The sequence below is a fragment of the Parabacteroides sp. 20_3 genome (assembly GCF_964238835.1).
Classification (GTDB): Bacteria; Bacteroidota; Bacteroidia; order Bacteroidales; family Tannerellaceae; genus Parabacteroides; species Parabacteroides distasonis.
In genome coordinates this window covers 200,453-224,036 of record NZ_CAXSNO010000009.1, presented here as the reverse complement: position 1 = coordinate 224,036, position 23,584 = coordinate 200,453, and the positions used below count along the sequence as shown (strand labels likewise).

Genomic DNA, 23,584 nt, shown 5'->3' with positions numbered 1-23,584 from the left:
CAGAGAAACATGAGGAAGATAAGTGAAATTTTATGCTGCGTAGCCATACTTTGTTGTGCATTGAGCGCATGTAGCGACAAGCCGGCAACGGTAAAAGTCAGTAGTTTCAATATTTGGTTGAATACCCTAGGGGGAAAGCTTCCCCCTAGCCAGACAGCGAAAGTGATCGAGGCTAGCCAGACGGATATCGTAGGAATCCAAGAAGGGCATATCTATGAAGAAGACGGCATCAAGCACGATCATGTACCGGAAATCGCGGAATCCCTAGGTTTCCACCTTTTCAACCAAGGGGAGGGACATTATATCTTATCTCGTTATCCGGTCGTCGACAGTACGGCTTCCCGCTACGGGGTGAAGATACAGGTAGGCAAAGACAAATTCTGCTGGATGTTTAATTGCCATCTATATTATATCCCGTATCAGCCTTATCAATTGAATGGGATTCCTTATGGCGATTATCCGTTTATCGATACCGAGGAGGAAGCTGTCCGGTTCGCCAACGAGGCCCGGCGTGAAGAAGTAACTCGTTATCAAAAGGATATACAGCAAGTCATGAAAGAAGGTTATCCTGTCTTTTTAACAGGAGATTTTAATGAGCCTTCTTTCTTGGACTGGACACAACGGGCCGCCGATGCCGGTATCCACAAGATCAAGGTGGAGTGGCCGGCAACCAAGGCTTTCTCTGAGATCGGGATGAACGACTCCTACCGGACAATCCATCCGGACGAGGTCTCCACACCCGGCTATACATGGACTCCCGTTCCTAGCGAACAAGAAATACTAGACCGTCTGGATTTCGTACTATATTCCGGATGTAAGGTAACAGACTCATTTATCACAGGCGAAAGCGAGGCCACCTCGGACGTGGTAGTCTCCCCTTACCCTTCAGATCATAGAATGGTAACCTCCTGTTTCAATTTCTAACAGTAACTACTAAAAAAAACAAATTATACAACATGGAATCAAGAAGAGATTTTCTGAAAAAAGCAGCCGTAGCGGCAGCTGGTCTAACAATCGTCCCCTCTAAAACGATCGCTGGATTAGGCCATAAGGCACCAAGTGATACAATGAATATTGTCGGTATCGGTATCGGTGGTAAAGGCCACCCGAACTTGGTCGGCATGAAAACCGAGAACATCATCGGGCTTTGCGATATCGACTGGAAATACGCGAAGAACTGCTTCGAGGAATTCCCGGACGCTAAACGTTATTGGGACTGGCGGAAGATGTTCGATGAGTTGGGCGACCAGATCGACGGTGTCATGGTAGCTACTCCGGACCATACTCATGCCACGATCGCGGCCACGGCCTTGACAATGGGTAAACACGTATATTGCCAAAAGCCGCTTACCCACTCTGTTTACGAGAGCCGTTTATTGACAAAACTCGCCGCTAAATATAAGGTAGCGACCCAGATGGGTAACCAAGGGAACTCCGGCGATGGTGTCCGTCAATTATGCGAATGGATCTGGAACGGAGAGATCGGTGAAGTAAAAGAAGTACACGCATGGACCAACCGTCCGATCTGGCCGCAAGGATTACAGCGCCCAACCGAAAAACAACGTTGTCCGAAGACGATGAATTGGGACTTATTTATCGGCCCGGCCGCCATGCGTCCGTTCCATGAGATCTACACCCCTTGGAACTGGCGTGGATGGTGGGATTTCGGAACCGGAGCTTTCGGAGATATGGCTTGCCACGTGCTCGATCCGGTTTACCAATCCTTGAAGTTAGGTTATCCGGATCGTGTACAAGGCCGTTCTACCCAGATCAATACGGAATCCGCTCCTCAATCGGAGGTGGTAGAATTCCGCTTCCCGGCTCGTGACAATCTTCCAAAGGTAGCCTTGCCGGAAGTGAAAGTATATTGGTACGATGGCGGTATGCTTCCTCAGCGTCCGGACTTATTACCGGATGGCGTAGATATGATGCGTGACGGTTTGGGTGGATGTATCTTTGTAGGTACTAAAGACACGTTGATCTGCGATTGCGGAGGTTTCAACTCCCGGTTATTATCCGGCCGTGTACCTCAAGTAGCCCCATATTTGCGCCGTATCCCGAACGCTACCGGATACTTCGACGGTTTCCATGAGCAAGACTGGATCCGTGCTTGTAAGGAATCGCCGGAGAACCGTGTGGAAGGAACTTCCAACTTCGCTTATTCCGGACCATTCAACGAGATGGTGTTATTAGGCGTATTGGCGATCCGTCTGCAAGGCTTGAACAAGAAATTGATGTGGGACGCCCAAAACATGCGTTTCACCAATATATCCTCTTCCGACGTATTGAAGATCGTAACCAGCGATGATTTCAAGGTGATAGACGGTCACCCCTATTTCGATACGAAATACGCGGAGTTCAATGCGCTAGAGGCTGCCAACGAATATATCAGACATACCTATCGTGAAGGCTGGAGCCTTCCGGAAATGCCGGTATAAGTATGAAACGATATATTATATTAGCACTATGTACGGTCATGCTCCTTGGGCAGGCCGTACAGCTGGCGGCGCAAAAAGCGGACTGGAAGGTGGGTATACAGACTTGGACTTTCCACAATCTTACGTTGATGGAGACCTTGGATAAGACCCAGCAACTGGGCATGGGGTATGCGGAGGCTTTCTTTTTCCAAGAATTGGGCGCTCCGTTCCCAAAAGAGACGTATTTAAATTACGACTTGAGCGATGATGACTGCGCTTTATTACGCCATGAGTTCAAGAAAAGGGGGATCAAACCGATCGCCTTTGGTGTAGCCTCTTATGGGACTAACGAGGAATGGGATAAGTTCTTCGCGTTCGCTCATAAAATAGGCGCGCATATCGTGACTGTCGAACCGGAGTTAAACCAGTTGGACTACATCGAATCCCTCGCCAAGAAGTACGATATGGAGGTAGCGATCCATAACCATCCGAGTCCATGCATTTATGCAAGTGCCGAGGTGGTAGAGAAAGCGCTGAAAGGCCGTTCTCCCTTGATGGGAGTATGCGCCGATATCGGCCATTGGAAACGGGTGGGTGAAGATCCGCTCAAAAATCTCCAGAAGTTATCCGGACGCATCAAGGTGGCGCATTTGAAAGACCTCACCGACAAGATGGAAGACGCCACATGGGGAACCGGGATCTTACCGGTAAAAGCGTTCGTCAACGAGCTGAAGCGTCAGCATTTCAACGGGCTTATCTCCATTGAGTACGATGATTTCAAATCCGATATCCAAGAGATACGCAACAGCTTGGAATTCCTACGAAAATGCTCTAAATAGAAGTATACGCTTCCCTTAAAAACATCTATATCGGCGTAGGCCCACACGTATATACGTATAGGCTTACGCCGATACTAATATGGGCCTACACGTATATACGTATAAGCCCACACCTATATATGCCTAAAAAGTCGTTATCAGAACAAGGGATTATCCACCTTTTCTCTCAGCAACGCAAGATCTACCACCTGTTGAATATCACTCACATAATGGAACACCAAGCCTTTCAAATACTCCGGTTTGATCTCATTGATATCCTTCTCATTCTCCTTGCAAAGAATCAATTCCTTGATCCCGGCACGTTTAGCCGCCAAGATCTTCTCCTTGATACCACCCACGGGAAGCACTTTGCCACGCAGCGTAATCTCGCCCGTCATAGCCAAGTTCTTTTTCACCTTACGCTGAGTAAAGGCGGAGACAAGAGAAGTCACCATCGTTATTCCGGCACTCGGTCCGTCTTTCGGGATCGCCCCCTCCGGTACGTGGACATGCACATTCCAGTTCTCGAACAACTCCTCGTTGATATTAAACTGAGCCGCATGCGCATGGATATACTCAAGTGCCAACATGGCAGACTCTTTCATCACATCTCCCAGATTCCCGGTCAAAGTAAGCTTTGATCCCTTACCTTTACTTAAGCTCGACTCCACGAAAAGAATCTCACCACCAACAGCCGTCCAAGCTAATCCCGTAACCACGCCGGCATAGTCATTCCCTTGATATTTATCGCGGGAATATTCGACCGCCCCTAGATATTCATACAAATCCTCCGGCTTAATACTAGTCGGGATAGGCTCATCGCTAGCGACCTTACGGGCTAGCTTACGCATGATTTTGGCGATTTTCTTATCCAATTCCCGGACACCGCTCTCGCGTGTATAGGCTTCAACGATCACTTGTAAGGTTTTCTTGGGGAATTTCACGGAACCTTTCTTCAAGCCGTGTACATCCATCTGCTTAGGCACGAGATGCTTCGCTGCGATCTCTACCTTCTCCTCCATGATATAACCGCTCACCTCGATCAGTTCCATACGATCCAGCAACGGCTGGGAAATCGTATTCAAATTGTTAGCGGTAGCGATAAACATTACCTTGCTTAAATCGTAATCGATATCCAGATAATTATCGTGAAACGCATTATTCTGCTCCGGGTCCAAGACCTCCAATAAAGCGGATGCTGGATCCCCCTTGAAATCATTCGTGATCTTATCGATCTCATCTAAGATAAAGACAGGGTTCGATGTTCCCGCCTTCTGTATATTCTGGATGATACGTCCGCACATAGCACCAATATAGGTACGACGATGTCCGCGAATCTCGGCCTCATCATGCAATCCACCTAAAGAGACACGTACATATTTACGGCGCAAAGCCTCTGCGATGGAACGCCCCAATGAAGTCTTGCCGACTCCCGGAGGACCGTACAAACAAATGATCGGAGATTTCATATCCCCTTTCAGTTTCAATACGGCCAGATGCTCGATAATACGCTCTTTCACCTTCTCCAAACCATAATGATCACGATCTAAGACCTTCTGGGCATGAGATAAGTTGAAATTGTCCTTACTATACTCGTTCCACGGCAAGTTAACAATATTCTGGACATATTGCGTCTGTACGGAATAATCCGGAGATTGCGGATGCAATCGTTCCAATTTTCGCAATTCCTTCTCAAAGACCTGCGCTACCTCGGCAGGCCATTTCTTACGACTGGCTTTCTCCCGTAATTCTTTTATCTCCAACTCATTGATATTCCCGCCCAATTCCTCTTGAATGGTCTTGATCTGCTGTTGAAGGAAATATTCTTTTTGTTGTTGATTGATATCCTCATGCGTCTTCATCTGGATGGAAGCTTTCAACTCAACCAGCTGATACTCGCGGTTCAAGATAAAAAGTAACCGATACGCACGCTCTTTTAAGTCCCCGATCAATAACAATTGCTGTTTCTCGGCCGATCCACTCGGTATATTGCTACAAGAGAAATTGACCACATACAAGACATTCTTATTATTCTTGATCGAGAAGATCAAATCCCGGGGAGGTTCGGCCACGGCCCCAAGCATCTTGATGGTCAAATCCTTGATCGTTGAGATCAAAGCCTCGAACTCGCGGTCTGTCTTGTCCGGCTTCGTGTCCTCCAACACGGTGATCTTACCGGAAAGATACGGATCTGTCTCGGTCAACTCATTCAATTCAAAGCGTTTCTTACCTTGAAGAATAACAGTAGTACTACCGTCCGGCATCTCTAAGACACGAACGATGTCAGCGATTACCCCGGTAGTATATAAATCCTCTAAAACCGGATCTTCCGTATCCATCTCTTTCTGGCAAACAACTCCGATCAAACTCTTTTTATGTACAGCCTCTTTGATCAGGCGCATCGATTTAGGACGCCCGATAATCACCGGCATGGCTACACCCGGAAAGAGTACCATATTCCTTAACGGAAGAATGGGTATAGTGTCTCCAACTTTCTCTATTCCTTCTGTGAAATCCTCATCTACATCGCATTCTGTAAGAATTGGCATTACGATACCAATATTGTCATCCAAGTCATCAAACGAATTCTGGCAAAATACTCTCGTCTTTTCTTTCATATATACATTCATCATTGTATATGTTAACACAATAAACGTGCCAAAGTTACAGCTTTTCATTCAATTCTTACTAATTTCGCGGCATACAATCGATAGAGATATGGCAAATCCTTATTTTCAATTCAAGAAATTTACGGTATGGCACGATAAATGTGCCATGAAAGTCGGAACGGATGGCGTTTTGCTTGGGGCGTGGGCTAGCATAGAGAGATGTCAGAGGATTTTGGATGTGGGAACCGGAACGGGATTGATCGCCCTCATGCTGGCGCAGCGTAGCACCGCGATCCTAGACGCTATCGATATAGATTCAGACGCATGTTTACAAGCTCGGGAAAACATCGCGAAATCGCCTTTCGCCAACCGGATACAAGTCTATCAAACCTCGCTCTCCGAATATATGCCGGATGAGAATATCAAATATGACTTGATCGTATCCAACCCACCCTATTTTATTGATTCATTGAAATGCCCGGATACTAAACGTAATCTAGCCCGGCATACGGATACTCTATCACTCCCGGATTTATTGCGTGATAGCCGCAAACTGTTGGCAGCCGAAGGAAATATCGCCTTGGTGCTTCCCTTCGATCAACGGGAGTCTTTAATAGACCTCGCTCGAGAAGAGTCTTTGTCGCCATCGAGAGAAGCCCACGTTTCCCCCATACCGGACGCCCCTCCTAAGCGTTTATTAATAGAACTCTCAGCGACGCCGGTAGCAAAACCCAAGTCGTCTCATCTGACCCTAGAAATCGAGCGGCATCGATATAGCGATGAATTCACCGCTATAGCTAAAGACTTTTACTTGAAAATGTAAGGAAGTTTTTTATCGAAGAAGCGAGTTACCTCGTCAAATAAATTATGTACCTCCTTGGTGAAAGACACAACCTCCGGAGTCAGCACATGTAAGGCCTTCGGTTCCACCGTAATATCGATACGGCGATCTGCCATGATCGGTTCTCCATCCAAGTGCATCACGCCCGGATGTTGGCGAATAATCGTGACTTGCTGGGCTTTCATCGTCTTAATCTTACTATTCCGATCAATCTGTTTGGTAAACAATTGGATGGCCAAAGGAGCGATATCCAATGGCATAAAAGGGGATAAGATCGTAACGTCCATCCGTCCGTCCTGTATATTTGCGTGCGGAGCGATAAACGCGTTATTACCATATTGCGAAGCATTCGCGCAAGCGACTAGAAACGCCTTCTCCTTGATCGTCTGATTATCCACCACCAATTCATAAGGCTCAGGCTTATAGCTCAGATACTCCTCTATCGTATTCTTTATATAAGTAAGAGACCCGCGCCGTTTCTCATTTGCGAATTTCTGGCTGACGGCGGCATCAAAACCGACTCCACAGGTACAGAAAAAGACCTGTCCGTTCGCCCGGCAGCAATCTATCGTCGTAACATGCCCTTTCGCGATCAGATCGATAGCCCTTTTCACGTCCATCGGTATGTGCAATTCTCTAGCTAAGCCATTGCCCGAACCTTTCGGGATAATACCTAAGATCGCGTTCGAATGGATCATAGCTCTCGCTATCTCATTCACCGTCCCGTCACCGCCTACCGCCAAAATATATTCAGCTCCTTCCTCTATGGCTTGCCGAGTCAACTCGCTGGCATGGCCTGCATACTCTGTAAAAGAAATGTTTAACGAACAGTTCTTTTTCGAGCAGATCCCTTCGATCATCTTAGGTATCTTGCGCTTCGACCCTACACCTGATATAGGGTTTATGATAGCTTGTACTTTTATATCCCGTTCGCTCATCCTCACTTCTTCTTTTTTATTTGAGAGGACAAAAATAATGCTTTTATAAAACTTTTAAAGCATTTCGACTACTATAAGTTATTTTTTTACTACTTTTGCGGCTGGATTTGCCGAAACATGGGATTATGTACGCGGCGAACCTGTGTTCTTTATTAGAATAAATAAATAGCGAGATAAATCATTCTCTTTTATAATAATATGAAACTTTTACAAGAGAAACTAGCAAAGTACGACGCTCCTCAAAGAGCCATGGCAATGGGAATCTATCCTTACTTCAGGGAAATCCAGAGCGATCAGGACACGGAAGTTCTAATCAGCGGGAAGAAAGTCTTGATGTTTGGTTCTAATGCGTACTTAGGATTAACCAATCATCCTAAAGTAAAAGAAGCAGCGATCGAGGCCATTAAAAAGTATGGTACAGGTTGTGCCGGCTCACGTTTCTTAAACGGAACGTTGGACTTACACCTCCAGTTGGAAAAACGTTTAGCAGAATTTGTTGGTAAAGAAGACGCCATCGTATACTCTACAGGTTTCCAAGTTAATCTAGGTGTTGTATCCTGTATCACCGGACGTGAGGACTATATCCTTTGGGATGAGTTGGATCATGCATCCATTATCGAAGGACATCGTCTTTCTTTCTCCACGAAATTGAAATTCAAGCATAACGATATGGACTCCTTGGAGAAACAACTCCAGAAATGCGAGCCAGACAAGGTGAAACTTATCGTTATCGACGGTGTCTTCAGCATGGAAGGTGATGTCGCTAAATTACCGGAAATCGTAGCTCTCGCAAAGAAATATAACGCAAGTGTAATGGTTGACGAGGCTCATGGTATCGGTGTATTCGGTGATCATGGCCGCGGTACTTGTAATCACTTCGGCGTTACGAACGATGTTGATTTGATCATGGGAACTTTCAGTAAGTCTTTCGCTTCTATCGGTGGTTTTATCGCATCAGACGAACCGGTTATCAATTACTTACGTCACCACTCCCGTTCCTATATCTTTAGCGCAAGCAATACGCCTGCCGCTACTGCCGCAGCGAACGCGGCATTAGATATCATGTTAAGCGAACCGGAACGTATCCAACATTTATGGGATTTGACTCATTACGCATTGGATGGTTTCCGTAACATGGGTTGTGAGATCGGACATACTTCTACCCCGATCATCCCGTTGTTTATCCGTGACAACGACTTGACATTCCTTATCGTAAAAGAATTATTTGAGGCCGGAATCTTCGTAAACCCGGTAGTAGCTCCCGCAGTTGCTTCCGAGGATACACTGATCCGCTTCTCCCTTATGGCTACCCACACGAAAGAGCAACTAGATTACGCTTTGGAGACAATCCACAAGGTATTCAAGAGCCATGGGTTGGTAGACTAATCGTGTAAATATATAAGAAAAGGCCCGAAGGTTAGGTATAACACCTATCTTCGGGTCTTTTTTTATAACTGAAAAAATCATAACTATGATTTTGAATGGGAATAAATCACTATTTTTGCATATTTAGATAAATTGGGCGGTTATGTCGATGGCCCTCTTACAAATTAAAAATAAATGGATTTCATATTAGATAAAGGAAGTAGCCATATGGGCTGCAAAGGTTGCAGCAAAAGGCAAAACAATAAACTGAATACCTATGATTGGTTGTGCGATGTACCCGACGCGGAAGGCTCGACTGATTTCGTAGAGGTTCAATTTAAAAATACCCGCAAAGGGTATTACTTGAATAGTGCTAAAATACCTTTGGAAAAAGGTGATATAGTAGCCGTAGAGGCAAGTCCCGGTCATGATATCGGTACGGTTTCTTTAACGGGAAAATTGGTTCTGCTGCAAATGAAGAAGAACAACGTGCGCACGGAAGCTGAGCCAAAACGGATTTACCGAAAGGCAAAACCGACCGATATCGAGAAATATGAGGAAGCGAAAGCAAAGGAACATGCCACTATGATTCGCTCGCGACAAATCGCAGCCGATTTAGGATTGAATATGAAAATCGGTGATGTAGAGTATCAAGGTGACGGTAATAAGGCGATCTTTTATTATATAGCGGATGAACGTGTAGATTTCCGTCAACTAATTAAAGTGCTAGCGGAGGCTTTTCGTGTTCGTATCGAGATGAAGCAGATCGGTGCTCGTCAAGAAGCCGGACGTATCGGTGGTATCGGCCCTTGCGGTAGAGAACTTTGCTGTTCCAGTTGGATGACAAGTTTTGTATCGGTCGCTACCGGAGCTGCCCGTTATCAAGATATTTCCATGAATCCCCAGAAATTGGCCGGACAATGCGCTAAATTGAAATGTTGTATCAATTATGAGGTAGATACATATGTGGAAGCCCAGAAACGCCTTCCCTCCCGGGAGATTGTCTTGGAGACCAAAGATAATAATTACTATCATTTCAAGACGGATATTTTCAAACGGGAAATTACCTATTCTACGGATAAATCATTTGCGGCTAATCTTATCACGATTCCGGCAAGCCGTGCTTTCGATGTCATTAACATGAATAAGAAAGGCATGAAGCCGATATCTCTAGAGGCGGATACGAAGCCACAACCACCGAAACGAGACGCTCAAGATATTCTTGGGCAAGATAGCGTCACACGTTTCGACTCTGTTAAAAAGAAAAAGAAAAAACGTCCTGCCAACAAGAATAATGGCGAGAACAATGGAAACGGGAACGGAGCTAACACCACCGCGACGGCAGTTACCAACACCGACGCACCTGTTTCTGAGAATAAGAACAACGGAGGAAACGGAGCCGGTGGCAATAATCGCCGCAACGGAGGAAATAATAGGAATAGCAATCGTGAGAATAACCGGGACAGAGAGAATAACCGGGAGAATAACAAAGATAATAGCCGGGAAAACAGTCGGGAGAATCGGGAGAACAACCGAAACAATCGCCCGAAACAAAGGCCGAGAGCTAATAACGATAAGCAATCCAACAATGACAAGCCTGCGAATAATGACAAACCTCAGCAACCGATCAAACAGGCCAGACCTGATAAAACGGAGAATAGGCCAGAGACAAAGCCTGAGGCTTAAAAAGTTCATTGCCGCCTGTGTAACATGCTTCTTATGCTTCTCTTGCGAGAATGAAGCTGTATACGATCAGTATCAAGCTATCCAAAACACCTCGTGGGAGAAGAATAAGGAGTACTATTTCACTTTCTTGATTGAGGATATATCGGTTCCGTACGACCTAACCTTGGAAGTACGGAACAATAATATGTATCCGTATCAGAACCTATGGGTATTTTGCAGCGAGGAACTTCCGATAGGTCCTTTAAAAAGGGATACGATCGAATGTATGTTAGCTGATGAGTTTGGGAAATGGTATGGGCACGGGATCTCCCTGTTTCAATCCAGTTTCCCGATACGATCTGCTTACTATTTCCCCGTTAAAGGGCAATATACCTTTAGCTTCCGGCAGGGGATGCGTAACGACCAACTTCCGGGCATTCAGGAAATCGGCTTACGGGTCTTACCTTCTTCCACTAACGCTCCTTCCGGGAAGCGTCCAAACGAAGAAAAATAAACAATAAGATCGTAAATCCCCAGAGCGAGGAACCTCCATAGCTAAAGAAAGGCAAGGGAATGCCGATAACCGGAGTCAATCCCGTCACCATGCCGACATTAATCGCCAGATGGAAAAAGAATATGGAGGCTACGCTATAGCCATAGACTCGCCCGAAAGCATTATCTTGCCGCTCCGCCAATACAATCAGACGAAGAATAAAAAGTCCGAATACGATCAATACGGCAGAGGCTCCAAAAAAGCCTTGCTCCTCGCCTACCGTACAAAAGATAAAATCCGTATCCTGTTCCGGCACATACTTCAATTTGGTCTGCGTCCCATTCAAGAATCCTTTTCCGGATAATCCTCCGGAACCGATAGCGATCTTGGATTGATTCACATTATACCCCGCCCCGCTAGGATCATCCTCCAAGCCTAAAGAGACTTTAATACGAATTTGTTGGTGAGGTTCCAATATGTCATTAAACACATAATCCACAGAAAATAGGAAACAGATAGAACCTAAAGCGAACAGAGCGATTAACGCATAATGCCATACCCAGTTTCGAATGGATAAATAGAATAAATAGATTGACGCGGCTCCTACCAAGCCTATCGATATCCAAGCGAAGTTTACCGGGACAAACAAAGAAACGACATACCCGATCAAGAATGTCGAAGCAATTCCCCCAAGCATGATCTTAACGCTTATATAATCCTTACGGACACTCCCAACTAATCCCATGGTTATTAATAAGACAAGGCAAGAGACGATTAATTCACCCAATGGGGTAATACCCACCATCACCTCTGAATATTTCATTCCCGTAACGAAAAAGACGACCGCACAAACTCCTATCAACAAAATATATCCAGTCATTCCTTCCCGGTATAACATCAGGAAGAATGCCAAGTAAACCAATGCCGACCCCGTCTCTTTCTGTAAAAGAATACAAACCATCGGCAAGAAGATCAAGAACAAAGTGATTGAGAAATTCTTGACCGTCGTTAGCTTAAAGCCATAGCCATTCATAAACTTCGCCACGGCCAAAGCGGTAGCGAACTTAGCCAACTCCGCTGGTTGCAAACGGATAGGTCCCAATACGAGCCAAGAATGCGATCCCTTGATATTAGGTGCTAAAAATATAGTGGCGATCAACAATACGATCACGCACGCATAGATCAGATAGGCGAATATATCGAAGAAGTCACTTTCCAGCATCAATATGACGAAAATAAGGGCGAGTGAGGTACCGATCCAAATCATCTGCATCCCCGGACGGCCCGACGGGTCGAACAAGCCAACGTTATCAAACTCGTAGCTCGCCCCACAAATACTAAACCAACCGGCGATTACCATAATCAAATACAACAAAATGGTAATCCAGTCTACCGACTTCCATATTTCCGTTTTCCTATAGCGCATTGTTCGGTAGTATTACGGCATTCATAATATATTCCTCCGTCGCCTTGTTAGCCTCGGATATTTCTCCTTTCAAATATTTCTCCAACATCAATTTACCGATAGGCACCGCATAGGTAGCACCGAATCCGGCGTTTTCCACAAACACGGCAATGGCGACCTTCGGCTTTTGATAAGGAGCGAATCCCATAAAAATAGAATGGTCCTTACCATGCGGGTTCTCCGACGTTCCCGTCTTTCCACAAACCTCGATATCCGGTAAAGCCGCCCCACGACAGGTTCCACCATAAGCGGTTCCCGTAACAGCCCCTCGCATACCCTCGGCAATATAACTATAATAATGCGTATCCACCGATGTATAATGCCTCTTACTATATAATGTATCCAGCGGGGTGTCTTGAATCTCTTTCACGACATGCGGAGTAATATAATATCCCCGATTAGCGACAGTCGCCGCCAAATTACAGATTTGCAAAGGCGTAGCCAATATCTCACCCTGACCGATAGCGATCGAGATAACCGTACTGGAATTCCAACGTCCCCGGTACACCTTATCGTAGAACTTACTATTCGGAATGAACCCTCGCTTCTCCCCCGGAAGATCGATTCCCAGCTTATAGCCATACCCCATAGAAACCATATAATTCTTCCAAACCTCAAAAGCCTCCTGTACCGACGGATATCGCTTCCGGCTGTCGATCATATCATGCAGTCCCCAAGGGAAAAAAGAGTTACAAGAGGTCGCCAACGCCCCGACCAGATTCAGAGGAGACGGATGCCCGTGACAAGCCGGCTTACCTCCCCGGAAGGTATATCCATGCGCACAGGTATATTGAGTTTCCGGAGTAATCACCCCTTCTTGCAAGAAGATCAAACCTTGAGTCGGTTTAAATGTAGATCCGGGAGGATATTGCGCCATGAGCGGGCGGTTGAATAAAGGTTTCAACGGGTCCTTCTGCAAAGCCACGTAGTTCTTTCCCCGCTGGCGCCCGATCAAGATACTCGGATCATATGTAGGAGCGGAAACCATACAAAGTACCTCCCCTGTCTCCGGCTCTATCATCACGATACCCCCTAATTTATTCTGCATTAACTTCTCCCCATAAGCCTGCAAGTCCATATCCAAGGATAATTTCAAGTTCTTGCCGGATTCAGGCTGGATATCGTGCATGCCTTCCTCGTATCGCCCCTTGATACGTCCGTGAGCGTCACGCAACAGGATCTCGACTCCTTTCACGCCCCGCAAATATTCCTCGTACGATTGCTCGATCCCGGTCCTGCCGGAGTAATCGCCTTGTGTATAATAAGCGTCATTCTCTATATCTTTCCGGTTTACCTCGCCGATATTTCCCAGCACAAGAGCGGCATTGGGATACTCGTATTGGCGGATCGTGCGATTCTGGATATAGAAGCCGGGAAATTTGTATAACTTCTCCTGCAACACGCCATATTCTTGTGCGGAAAGCTGGTTCATAAATACTTGAGGGACATAGGAAGAATAACCGGGATTTAACCGCCGGTTCTTAATATCCGCTATACGTTTGAGGAATTGCTCTTTCGTGATGCCCAGCACATCACAGAAATCGAGGGTATCGAAAGGCTGTATCTCACGCATGATAAGCATCACGTCGTAAGCGGGCTGGTTATAGACCAATAATTTACCATTACGATCGTACATCATACCCCGGGAAGGATATAAGGTTTTTTTCAAGAAAGCGTTACTATCCGCCCAAGCTTTATAATCGTTGTCGACCACCTGAAGGATGAACAAACGGATAATAAAGATGATAACCAACAGGATCACCGCCCCACCTAAGACATAGCGCCTGTTCTCAAACTCATACTTGGTATTATTCTCCACTTTTCTGAGACTCTATATTGAATGCTTCTACCGTACAAATCAATAAGGTTGTCATCACCACGCTCGAGAGGATACGGACAACCAGAAACAACGGGTCAAATAAAGTCAACGACTCAATCACAAAAAGAGTCGTATGTTGTATCAACACAAACGATAACACATATCGGAAAAAGCCTCCGAAACCAAAGGTCTTATAAGACGGGTAAATACCTTCCGGCAAATCTTTCCCCATGAATACACGGATTAACGGCTCCCTGCAAAATCCCGCCAATGTACAGGCGGCCGCATGCATACCCGGTGTGTTGCTGAATGTATCGATAACCACCCCGGCTATGAAAGAGAAGAAAACGACTTGCGTCCGTGAGCTACCGACCGGCATCTTAATAATGAAATAGAGATACAGAAACGGGGTAGCGATCCGCAAGAAATGAATGTTGTTCAAGACCAAGACCTGAATCAACACAAACACCACGAAATATATGAAACCACGCAGTAAATTATTAATCATTTCTTTTCGCCTCTTGTTCTACACCAATTTGCTCCGTCTGACGGAAATTCTTGATAATACGCACGTTGTTCAACGCTTGAAAATCCGTAGCCAGCTCGACCTGTAATGAATAGAAATTATCATCGTGTTGTTTCTCGAAATCAGCGACCGTACCTACGATAATACCCGAGGGGAATACGGCGGAGTAACCGCTCGTCACGATCGTATCGCCTTTCTGGAACTCCACATGACGCGGCAACTCATCGAGGTTGGCGTACAGCGTATTGCGCCCATTCCAGCTTAATGACCCGAAATAACTACTACCTAACACCTTACAACTCAACCGAAACTTAGGATTCAGCAACGGAATGATCACGGAGAAATGATCGGAAACCGTCGATACGATACCAACCACACCTCGTTCCGAGACAACTCCCATATCGGGCATGATCCCATCCAGCTTCCCTTTATTCACGGTAATATAATTGGACAAATGCGTGACACTGTTGTTCACTACATCCGCCACGACAAACGAATAAGGAAATTGCTCCGTCGAATCCGGCGCGAATCCCTTAAAACTAACCGTATCCGCAATCAGCGCATCTAACTGATCTTGCAGATCCAGCATTTGCAATTCCAACTGTCCGTTACGCTCCAATAACTCCTTATTGATATCCCGAAGATTCAAATAAGAAGTAACAGATCCGGATATCGAGGCGATATATCCTGTCACGACATTCGCTGAGCTGAATATAATATTCCGTTGGTATGCGTTATTACGATAGACCAACATCAACGAAATAGCCTCAAGCAGAATGAACAAAAACCAATGCCTCTTCCCGATCAGGAATTCTAGTAACTTACGCATAGGAATTGAAAACTGAAAGTTGAGAATTGAAAATTGAAAAAAAACAGACCTATCGGCTCGCTAGTTTTCAACTTTCAATTCTCAATTCCCAATTATTTACTCTTATCGGATTAAAAAATTAAACTTCTCCACATTCTTCAAAGCGACTCCCGTACCTTTAGCCACGGCATGCAACGGATCCTCGGCGATATGGAACTGGATATTCATCTTATCCCGCAAACGCTTATCCAAACCGCGAAGCATAGCGCCACCTCCAGCCAAATAGATACCGTTTTTCACGATATCGGCATATAACTCGGGAGGGGTTTGCTCCAAGGCACTCAAGATAGCCGCCTCGATCTTCGAGATAGACTTATCCAAGCAGTGGGCGATCTCCTGATAAGAGACGGGTACCTCCATCGGTAAGGCAGTCATCTGATTCGGGCCGTGAACCACGTAATCCTCCGGAGCGTCTTCCAATACCGTAAGCGCGGAGCCCACGTTGATCTTGATACGCTCGGCCATACGCTCACTCACCTTCACATTGTGTTGGCGACGCATATACTCCACGATATCAGCCGTTAGATCGTCTCCCGCCATACGGATTGATTTATTCGACACGATACCACCTAAGGATATGACAGCGATCTCGGTAGTACCACCTCCTATATCCACGATCATATTACCCTCGGGAGCCAAGACATCTATACCGACACCGATAGCGGCAGCCATCGGTTCAAAAACCATGTACACATCACGTCCGCCGGCATGCTCGGCAGAGTCTCGCACAGCACGTATCTCTACCTCCGTACTACCAGAAGGGATACCGATCACCATACGTAAGGACGGAGCGAACCAGCGCTTCCTTCCGCTCGCCATCTTGATAAAGCCGCGAATCATTTGCTCGGCAGCGTAGAAATCCGCGATAACTCCCTCACGAAGCGGTCGTACGGTACGAATATTCGGGTGCGTCTTCTCGTACATCTCACGGGCCACCTTACCGACAGCCAGCACCTTGTCCGAGCGAGCATCCAAAGCAATCACCGAAGGTTCGTCTACCACCATCTTATCATTACACGTGATAATGGTATTAGCGGTACCCAAATCAATGGCAACTTCTTGTGTGAAAGAAAACAATCCCATTAGTCTTATTATTAATGTTTAAAATGACGAACACCTGTCTTCACCATAGCCAAACCATGTTGGTTACAGTACTCGACAGACAACTTATCATTGATAGAGCCTCCCGGCTGGATTACGGCCGTGATACCTGCTTGATCTGCGATCTCAACGCAATCGGGGAACGGGAAGAAAGCGTCGGAAGCCATCACGGCGCCATTCAAGTCGAAGCCGAATGATTTAGCCTTCTCTATGGCTTGTCTCAAAGAGTCCACACGAGAGGTCTGCCCGATACCGCTGGCGCAAAGCTGCTTGTTCTTCACCAAGGTGATCGCGTTGGACTTGCTGTTCTTCACGATCTTGTTAGCGAACAACAGGTCCTCAACCTCCGAGGCTGTCGGCTGCTTATCCGTCATAGGTTCCAAATCAGCCTTACCTTGGATACTCAAGTCCTTCTCCTGCATCAAGACACCATTCAATAAAGAACGGAACTGCATCGGGCAAGTCTTGCAATCCTTACGGATCAAGATGATACGGTTCTTCTTCTGTTGAAGTACCTCCAATGCGTCAGCGTCGTAAGCCGGGGCGATAATCACCTCGAAGAAGATCTTATGGATCTCCTCGGCCACTTCCTTGTTAATCGTAGTATTCGTGATCAAGATGCCACCGAAAGCGGAAACTGGGTCACCGGCCAAAGCCTCTTTCCAAGCCTCAACCACATTACCGCGGGAAGCGATACCGCAAGCGTTATTATGTTTTAAGATAGCGAACGTCAGCTCGTCGAACTCATCGATCAAGTTCACGGCAGCGTCGATATCCAATAAGTTGTTGTAAGAAATCTCTTTTCCATGGATTTGATCGAACATATCGTTAAACTTACCATAGAACTTAGCGGCTTGATGAGGATTCTCGCCATAACGCAAATGCATCGGACTATCTACCGTTGCACGGAAATGGGAACCTTCGCGGCCATCAAAATAATTGAAGATAGCGGAGTCGTAACCCGAGGAAACGGCGAACGCCTCTTTGGCGAACCATCTACGATCCTCGATGCTTGTCTCAGCGCCCTTCTCGTTCAAAAGATCCATCAACGGCTGGTATTGAGCCTTGGAAGCTACGATTACCACATCCTTGAAGTTCTTCGCGGCGGCACGTATCAAAGAGATACCGCCTATATCTATTTTCTCAATAATCGCTTGTTCCTCAGCGCCGGAAGCGACAGTCTCCTCGAAAGGATATAGGTCAACGATAACCAAGTCGATCTCCGGGATCTCATATTCGGCTAATTGTTTCTGGTCATTCTCGTTCTCGCGGCGAGCCAAGATACCACCGAACACCTTCGGATGAAGCGTCTTCACACGACCGCCCAAAATAGACGGATAAGAAGTCAAGTCCTCTACCGCATCACAAGGCAAACCCAATGACTCGATAAATGATTGAGTACCACCTGTTGATACAAAGCTCACACCCTCGCTATGCAATTTCTTTAGGATTTCGTCCAGCCCGTCTTTGTGAAACACAGAGACCAAGGCACGTTTCATTCGTTTCGTTGCAGCCATCTTTCTATTTTCGTTTACTTTAATGTTTTAGAGCACAAAAGTAGATATTTATTTCCAATCCAGCCTTATTATTCAGATAAAAACAAGGCAACCATACCAAATTTCATCCATAGCCAAAGAAACATGAATCCATCGCACATGATACGGGAGACGGGGCACGCCCCGTCTCTACAACCTATGACATTGCCCTAAGATAATGAGATTTCCTTTGTTAATAATAGAAGATCATCCATTTTGACATTCTGACATTTTGTATTCTAAAGCTCCAGAGAATCGAATATTTCGCCCCAGAGTACAGTCGGCTTCCAAATTTGAGAATAAAAATCAGCAATCAGTTATATTACAAATAGATATCGTTTTTCGAGCTTTTATTCCAGATGAGACCACCCCTCTTTTTCGCCTCCGAATACGTAAGAATCACGTTTTTCATTAGGAAACGAGGGACTTTCCATCCGTATGTAACGCCGATCACTACCGTAAGTAACTAACAATACGGCCGTAAGTAAGCTATAACGCTACCGTAAACATCTAACAATACCTATATACGTGTGGCAAAACTTACCTTTTTATACCCAAAAACATCCTTAATCGGAGCTTTTCACCCTCGCAATCGCACTATTTCACACTTCCCGTCAAAGGGATGTGTCAGCACAAAGGGCATCTTTTAATCAATTTATCACGAATATAGCCCTTTAACCGACACCTATCTCCTAAAGCCAAACAAGAAAACAGCCTCTTCTCCTTTGTTTTTATAAAGCCACCGTCCTCCCGTAACAAGTGATAAGGAATAATTCAAGTCTTACTACTAACGTATTAAATCACACCTCCACTTAAATTTATATCATATACCATTTGTTCGAATAAGATTAATACGCTTACTTTGCAATAAATAAACTTTTAATCAAACTATTAAACTATGGATATACTAAATTTTCATTTATCTTTGTTTATAATTACTCAAAGCAACTACAAATGACACAAAAAGAATCTATCCGCTTATTCGAAGAAAGAAAAGTTCGCGCCATATAGGATGACGAACAAGAGGAATGGTATTTCTCGATTGTTGATGTTATATCTATTTTAACAGATAGTCCCAACCCTAGAAAGTACTGGAGCGTATTAAAAACCAGATTAAAAAGAGAAGGTAGCGAGTTGACTACAAACTGTAGTCAACTGAAAATGCAGGCCGCTGATGGCAAGAAATATTTAACCGACGTAGCCAATACCGAGCAACTCTTCCGCCTTATCCAATCAGTACCATCTCCCAAGGCCGAACCTTTCAAATTATGGATCGCCCAAGTAGCGAAGGAACGTTTGGCTCAAATGCAAGATCCGGAGTTGTCTATCGAGCAAGCCATGGCCGATTATAAACGATTGGGCTATTCGGATAATTGGATCAACCAACGATTGAAATCCATCGAGATACGGAAAGATCTAACAGACGAATGGAAGAAGAGAGGACTGGAAGCCAAAACCGGGAAAAGCGTTATCTCACCGCTCAACGCCCAAAAGATAATTAGCCTAAAAAAGGGAGAGAACGAGCGGGATGTATGACATCCAATGATAAGATAAACAATATTTTTCGTACCTTTGCATCCTCAATCGCAATTTAATAGGTATACGAAATATGATAACAGTTAACAATCTGGACGTACAGTTTGGAAAACGCATCCTTTTTCAGGATGTGAACATGAAGTTTACACCGGGCAATTGCTACGGTATTATCGGTGCTAACGGGGCCGGAAAATCTACGTTTCTCCGTGTAATCAGCAAGCAATTAGACCCTACCAGAGGTAGCGTTAACCTAGGACCGGGCGAACGCCTTTCCGTATTGAGCCAAGATCACTTCGCATTCGATGAATATACGGTTATGGATACCGTATTGATGGGACATACGACCTTGTGGGAGGTGATGAGCGAGAAAAACGCCCTTTACGAGAAACCTGATTTCAACGACGCCGACGGTATCCGCGTATCGGAACTGGAAGAGAAATTCGCCGAGATGGAAGGCTGGAACGCGGAGAGCGACGCCGCCAACCTATTGAGCGGACTAGGCATCAAGGAGGATTTGCATTATATGTATATGAAGGACTTGAGCGGTAAGCAGAAAGTACGTGTCTTATTGGCCCGTGCCTTGTTCGGACAGCCCGATAACCTATTATTGGATGAGCCGACGAACGACTTGGACCTTGAGACGGTTTCTTGGTTGGAGAATTATCTCTCTAATTTCGAGCATACCGTATTGGTTGTTAGCCACGACCGTCACTTCCTCGACTCCGTTTGTACGCATACCGTGGATATCGACTTCGGTAAATTACAATTATTCGCCGGAAACTATAGCTTCTGGTACGAGTCTAGCCAGTTAGCCCTTCGTCAACAGCAGAACCAGAATAAGAAAGCCGAGGAAAAGAAGAAAGAGTTGGAAGAATTTATCCGCCGTTTCAGCGCCAACGTAGCGAAGTCCAAGCAGACCACCAGTCGCAAGAAGATGTTGGAGAAGCTGAATATCGAGGAGATCAAACCGTCCTCACGCCGCTATCCGGGAATCTTGTTCACGCCTAACCGCGAACCGGGCAACCAGATCCTTGAGGTGAAAGGATTGTCGAAGAGTATCGACGGACAGGTATTGTTCAAGGACTTGAACTTCTTCGTGGAGAAGGATGACAAGATCGTATTTATCAGTCACGACCCTCGTGCCATGACCGCCTTGTTCCAGATCATCAACGGTGAGGAGAAAGCGGATGCCGGTACGTATCAGTGGGGACAGACGATCACGACCTCTTATCTTCCTCTCGATAACTCCAAATATTTCAATACAGATATCAACCTGCTCGATTGGTTATGCCAGTTCTCGCCGGATACTAACGAGGTATTCTTGAAAGGCTTCCTCGGACGTATGTTGTTCTCGGGCGAGGAGCTCATGAAAAAGGTAAGCGTACTTTCCGGAGGTGAGAAGATGCGTTGTATGATCTCACGTATGATGCTCACCGACGCCAACTGCTTGATCTTGGATACTCCGACCAACCACTTGGACTTGGAATCCATCCAAGCCTTCAATAATACATTGAAGACATTCAAGGGAAATATCCTGTTCTCCAGCCATGACCACGAGTTCATACAAACCGTGGCGAACCGTATCATCGAGCTGACTCCTAACGGTATCATCGATAAGATGATGGATTACGATGATTACATCACAGATCCGGCTATCGCGGAGTTACGGGAAAAGTTATATTCGAAATGAAAAAAAGATTATTATTCATACTAATCGTTTTTATCGCATGGCTACCGGTTTTTGTTATTCAAAAACCGGTATTTATGTTTTATCAGCATGCGTTGTCCGAGGCTTGTACCTTCACGGACTTCCTACAGGTTATGCTTCATGGGCTGAAGCTGGATTGTACGATAGCGGGATACCTTACGGCCATCCCTCTCCTATTGACTTTAGTATCAGTTTGGATTCCGGGCGTTTGGCTAAAGAAGGTATTGAAAGGGAACTTCTTGATCATGGGAATTCTGGTATCCGCGATCTTTTCCGTAGATGTGGCTTTATATAGCTTTTGGGGATTCAGGTTGGACGCTACCTTATTCTTCTACCTACAATCGCCCGCCGATGCGATGGCGAGCGTTCCGCTGGGAATGTTCTTTATCCAATTATTGGTATTCGTGGCATATGCGCTAGGTATCTATGCTTGGTTCACCTTCATCCTCCGGTTCGCGCCAGTAAAGCCTAGCTTTCCACCTACGGGATTGGAACAATTGGGAAGTACTTTCGCCATCCTCTTAGCAGGGGGAATATTGTTTATTCCGATCCGGGGAGGCGTAACTACGTCTACGGCAAATGTCGGCATGGTTTATTTCAGCCAGAACCAGTTCTTGAATCATTCGGCGATCAACCCGTGTTTCAGTCTGATAGCCTCATTGAGTAAGCAACAGGATTTTGCCTCGCAATTCGATTTCTATCCGGAGGAAAAGCGGAAAGCCTTATTCGATACGCTCATTCAAGCCCAAGACTCCTTATGCCCGGGAGATTCCATACCTACAGAGCCTGTCAAGCTATTGACAACGACTCGTCCCAATATTCTCATTATCATCATGGAGAGTTTCACGGCAAATGCTATCGAGGCTGTTGGTGGTGAGCCGGGAATTACGCCGAACTTGAATCGGCTGAGCAAAGAAGGTGTATTATTCACGAACCTATATGCCAACTCGTTCCGTACCGACCGAGGCTTAGTCTCCGTATTGAACGGCTATTTAGCCCAACCCACCACCTCCATCATGAAGTATCCGGTGAAAAGCCAGACCCTTCCATCTATCGCAAAGAGTCTTAACAAAGAAGGATATACGGCGGATATGCTCTATGGAGGTGATATCAATTTCACGAATATGCAAAGTTATTTCTATAGTTCCGGCTACAGCAAGATAACGGCAGACCGTGATTTTCCCTTGAGCAGCCGTCTGAGTAAATGGGGAGCAAACGACGATATCACGTTCTCGCATCTTTACGAGGATATCAAGCAAAGACCAGTCGACGGCAAACCTTGGTTAAGTACATTCCTGACATTAAGTAGCCATGAGCCATTCGAGGTCCCGTTTCACCATTTGGAGCATCCTTATCTAAACTCCGTCGCGTTTACGGATAGCTGTATCGGTAATTTCATTGATACGTTCAAGGAACTGCCGGCATGGAAAAATACGGTAGTCATCTTTGTCTCCGACCACGGATACCGTTACCCTGAAAACATGCAGGAGTACGGACCTTTACGTTTCCACATACCTATGCTATGGCTAGGCGGAGCGATCGCCGAACCTAAAGTGATCGATACGTATGCGAACCAAACCGATTTGGCAGCCACCTTATTAAATCAGATGGGTCTCCCCACGGATGAGTTCTCATTCAGCAAAGATATATTGAATCCTTGCGTCCCGCATTACGCCTTTTATACATTCAATAATGGATTTGGCTTTATAGACGAATCCGGTGTTTCCGTATACGACAATGAAGGGAACAAGATTTTAGTAGAAGAACCTGAAAGCGGAAACGAGACCCGCTTGGAGAAAGGAAAAGTCCTATTACAAACTTTATACGACGATCTGGGAAATCGATAACGACAGATATAAAAAAGGCCGACTTACACAAAC

At 45.6% G+C, this 23,584-nt stretch carries 17 protein-coding genes and 1 pseudogene; 10 read left to right on the top strand and 8 right to left on the bottom strand.

The features are described from left to right. The first annotated feature begins 9 nt into the window (after window positions 1-9). From ACESPU_RS18235 to ACESPU_RS18225, 3 genes are read left to right on the top strand one after another with little or no spacing between them, the layout of a single operon-like run. Window positions 10-924, top strand: coding sequence for an endonuclease/exonuclease/phosphatase family protein (locus ACESPU_RS18235; protein WP_005854855.1), 915 nt, complete (start codon window positions 10-12; stop codon window positions 922-924). A gap of 32 nt (window positions 925-956) precedes the next feature. Next, the gene (locus ACESPU_RS18230; RefSeq protein WP_008773369.1) at window positions 957-2,438 is read left to right on the top strand and encodes a Gfo/Idh/MocA family oxidoreductase; all 1,482 of its coding nucleotides are present in this window, start codon (window positions 957-959) and stop codon (window positions 2,436-2,438) included. Window positions 2,439-2,440: 2 nt separating this feature from the next. Next, window positions 2,441-3,256, top strand: a complete 816-nt coding sequence (locus ACESPU_RS18225; RefSeq protein WP_057319811.1) for a sugar phosphate isomerase/epimerase — start codon at window positions 2,441-2,443, stop codon at window positions 3,254-3,256. Window positions 3,257-3,393: 137 nt separating this feature from the next. Here the strand turns inward: ACESPU_RS18225 and lon are convergent, their stop codons facing one another. Continuing rightward, window positions 3,394-5,865 (bottom strand): endopeptidase La, encoded by a 2,472-nt coding sequence (lon, locus tag ACESPU_RS18220; protein WP_005864912.1) that lies wholly within the window; start codon window positions 5,863-5,865, stop codon window positions 3,394-3,396. 88 nt (window positions 5,866-5,953) lie between these two features. Between lon and ACESPU_RS18215 the strand changes: the two genes are divergently transcribed. Then, window positions 5,954-6,667 carry a tRNA1(Val) (adenine(37)-N6)-methyltransferase gene (locus tag ACESPU_RS18215; protein WP_034530446.1) on the top strand — a complete coding sequence of 238 codons (714 nt, stop codon included), beginning with the start codon at window positions 5,954-5,956 and terminating at the stop codon, window positions 6,665-6,667. Here the strand turns inward: ACESPU_RS18215 and ACESPU_RS18210 are convergent. Beyond that, entirely contained in the window at window positions 6,652-7,623 is a 972-nt protein-coding gene (locus ACESPU_RS18210; protein ID WP_005854843.1) for a diacylglycerol kinase family protein, read from the bottom strand. The two genes, ACESPU_RS18215 and ACESPU_RS18210, sit on opposite strands and share 16 nt — an antisense overlap. 198 nt (window positions 7,624-7,821) lie before the next feature. Between ACESPU_RS18210 and ACESPU_RS18205 the strand changes: the two genes are divergently transcribed. From ACESPU_RS18205 to gldH, 3 genes are all read left to right on the top strand, one after another. Then, on the top strand, window positions 7,822-9,009 hold the full coding sequence (locus ACESPU_RS18205; protein WP_005854840.1) for an aminotransferase class I/II-fold pyridoxal phosphate-dependent enzyme: 1,188 nt from the start codon (window positions 7,822-7,824) through the stop codon (window positions 9,007-9,009). Between the two features lie 174 nt (window positions 9,010-9,183). Continuing rightward, the gene (locus ACESPU_RS18200; protein ID WP_373133581.1) at window positions 9,184-10,674 is read left to right on the top strand and encodes a stage 0 sporulation family protein; all 1,491 of its coding nucleotides are present in this window, start codon (window positions 9,184-9,186) and stop codon (window positions 10,672-10,674) included. Continuing rightward, window positions 10,595-11,167: a gliding motility lipoprotein GldH gene (gldH, locus tag ACESPU_RS18195; RefSeq protein ID WP_009018219.1), complete on the top strand. Its 573-nt coding sequence runs from the start codon at window positions 10,595-10,597 to the stop codon at window positions 11,165-11,167. The genes ACESPU_RS18200 and gldH overlap by 80 nt, the downstream gene beginning before the upstream one ends. Here the strand turns inward: gldH and rodA are convergent. The 6 genes from rodA to purH all read right to left on the bottom strand — a co-directional run bounded on the left by rodA (window position 11,127) and on the right by purH (window position 18,442). After that, the gene (gene rodA, locus ACESPU_RS18190; protein ID WP_057326699.1) at window positions 11,127-12,572 is read right to left on the bottom strand and encodes a rod shape-determining protein RodA; all 1,446 of its coding nucleotides are present in this window, start codon (window positions 12,570-12,572) and stop codon (window positions 11,127-11,129) included. The genes gldH and rodA overlap by 41 nt on opposite strands. Next, entirely contained in the window at window positions 12,562-14,430 is a 1,869-nt protein-coding gene (gene mrdA, locus ACESPU_RS18185; protein WP_005864905.1) for a penicillin-binding protein 2, read from the bottom strand. Before mrdA ends, rodA begins: the two co-directional genes overlap by 11 nt. After that, entirely contained in the window at window positions 14,420-14,938 is a 519-nt protein-coding gene (mreD, locus tag ACESPU_RS18180; RefSeq protein WP_005854832.1) for a rod shape-determining protein MreD, read from the bottom strand. Before mreD ends, mrdA begins: the two co-directional genes overlap by 11 nt. Further along, window positions 14,931-15,785 (bottom strand): rod shape-determining protein MreC, encoded by an 855-nt coding sequence (gene mreC / locus ACESPU_RS18175; protein WP_057326697.1) that lies wholly within the window; start codon window positions 15,783-15,785, stop codon window positions 14,931-14,933. Before mreC ends, mreD begins: the two co-directional genes overlap by 8 nt. A 102-nt stretch (window positions 15,786-15,887) precedes the next feature. Next, complete coding sequence (locus ACESPU_RS18170) at window positions 15,888-16,907, bottom strand: rod shape-determining protein (protein ID WP_008773378.1); 1,020 nt, start codon at window positions 16,905-16,907, stop codon at window positions 15,888-15,890. Between the two features lie 11 nt (window positions 16,908-16,918). Continuing rightward, window positions 16,919-18,442, bottom strand: a complete 1,524-nt coding sequence (purH, locus tag ACESPU_RS18165; RefSeq protein WP_008780189.1) for a bifunctional phosphoribosylaminoimidazolecarboxamide formyltransferase/IMP cyclohydrolase — start codon at window positions 18,440-18,442, stop codon at window positions 16,919-16,921. A gap of 972 nt (window positions 18,443-19,414) precedes the next feature. Here purH and ACESPU_RS18160 point away from each other — a divergent pair. The 3 genes and pseudogenes from ACESPU_RS18160 to ACESPU_RS18150 form a co-directional block, all read left to right on the top strand. Further along, window positions 19,415-19,909: pseudogene (locus ACESPU_RS18160) on the top strand (Bro-N domain-containing protein); the annotation flags it as partial. Between the two features lie 160 nt (window positions 19,910-20,069). Continuing rightward, window positions 20,070-21,686, top strand: a complete 1,617-nt coding sequence (locus ACESPU_RS18155) for an ABC-F family ATP-binding cassette domain-containing protein (RefSeq protein WP_158532310.1) — start codon at window positions 20,070-20,072, stop codon at window positions 21,684-21,686. After that, a complete protein-coding gene (locus ACESPU_RS18150; protein ID WP_005864890.1) occupies window positions 21,683-23,551 on the top strand; it encodes an LTA synthase family protein in 1,869 nt (622 codons plus the stop codon). The genes ACESPU_RS18155 and ACESPU_RS18150 overlap by 4 nt, the downstream gene beginning before the upstream one ends. The last annotated feature ends 33 nt before the right edge of the window (window positions 23,552-23,584 follow it).

What these genes read in the sequence shown, in the direction of transcription:
- ACESPU_RS18235 (WP_005854855.1), top strand. Translation starts at nt 10, where the DNA reads ATGAGGAAGATAAGTGAAATTTTATGCTGCGTAGCCATACTTTGTTGT.
- ACESPU_RS18230 (WP_008773369.1), top strand. Translation starts at nt 957, where the DNA reads ATGGAATCAAGAAGAGATTTTCTGAAAAAAGCAGCCGTAGCGGCAGCT.
- ACESPU_RS18225 (WP_057319811.1), top strand. Translation starts at nt 2,441, where the DNA reads ATGAAACGATATATTATATTAGCACTATGTACGGTCATGCTCCTTGGG.
- lon (WP_005864912.1), bottom strand. Translation starts at nt 5,865, where the DNA reads ATGAATGTATATATGAAAGAAAAGACGAGAGTATTTTGCCAGAATTCG.
- ACESPU_RS18215 (WP_034530446.1), top strand. Translation starts at nt 5,954, where the DNA reads ATGGCAAATCCTTATTTTCAATTCAAGAAATTTACGGTATGGCACGAT.
- ACESPU_RS18210 (WP_005854843.1), bottom strand. Translation starts at nt 7,623, where the DNA reads ATGAGCGAACGGGATATAAAAGTACAAGCTATCATAAACCCTATATCA.
- ACESPU_RS18205 (WP_005854840.1), top strand. Translation starts at nt 7,822, where the DNA reads ATGAAACTTTTACAAGAGAAACTAGCAAAGTACGACGCTCCTCAAAGA.
- ACESPU_RS18200 (WP_373133581.1), top strand. Translation starts at nt 9,184, where the DNA reads ATGGATTTCATATTAGATAAAGGAAGTAGCCATATGGGCTGCAAAGGT.
- gldH (WP_009018219.1), top strand. Translation starts at nt 10,595, where the DNA reads ATGACAAACCTCAGCAACCGATCAAACAGGCCAGACCTGATAAAACGG.
- rodA (WP_057326699.1), bottom strand. Translation starts at nt 12,572, where the DNA reads ATGCGCTATAGGAAAACGGAAATATGGAAGTCGGTAGACTGGATTACC.
- mreD (WP_005854832.1), bottom strand. Translation starts at nt 14,938, where the DNA reads ATGATTAATAATTTACTGCGTGGTTTCATATATTTCGTGGTGTTTGTG.
- mreC (WP_057326697.1), bottom strand. Translation starts at nt 15,785, where the DNA reads ATGCGTAAGTTACTAGAATTCCTGATCGGGAAGAGGCATTGGTTTTTG.
- ACESPU_RS18170 (WP_008773378.1), bottom strand. Translation starts at nt 16,907, where the DNA reads ATGGGATTGTTTTCTTTCACACAAGAAGTTGCCATTGATTTGGGTACC.
- purH (WP_008780189.1), bottom strand. Translation starts at nt 18,442, where the DNA reads ATGGCTGCAACGAAACGAATGAAACGTGCCTTGGTCTCTGTGTTTCAC.
- ACESPU_RS18155 (WP_158532310.1), top strand. Translation starts at nt 20,070, where the DNA reads ATGATAACAGTTAACAATCTGGACGTACAGTTTGGAAAACGCATCCTT.
- ACESPU_RS18150 (WP_005864890.1), top strand. Translation starts at nt 21,683, where the DNA reads ATGAAAAAAAGATTATTATTCATACTAATCGTTTTTATCGCATGGCTA.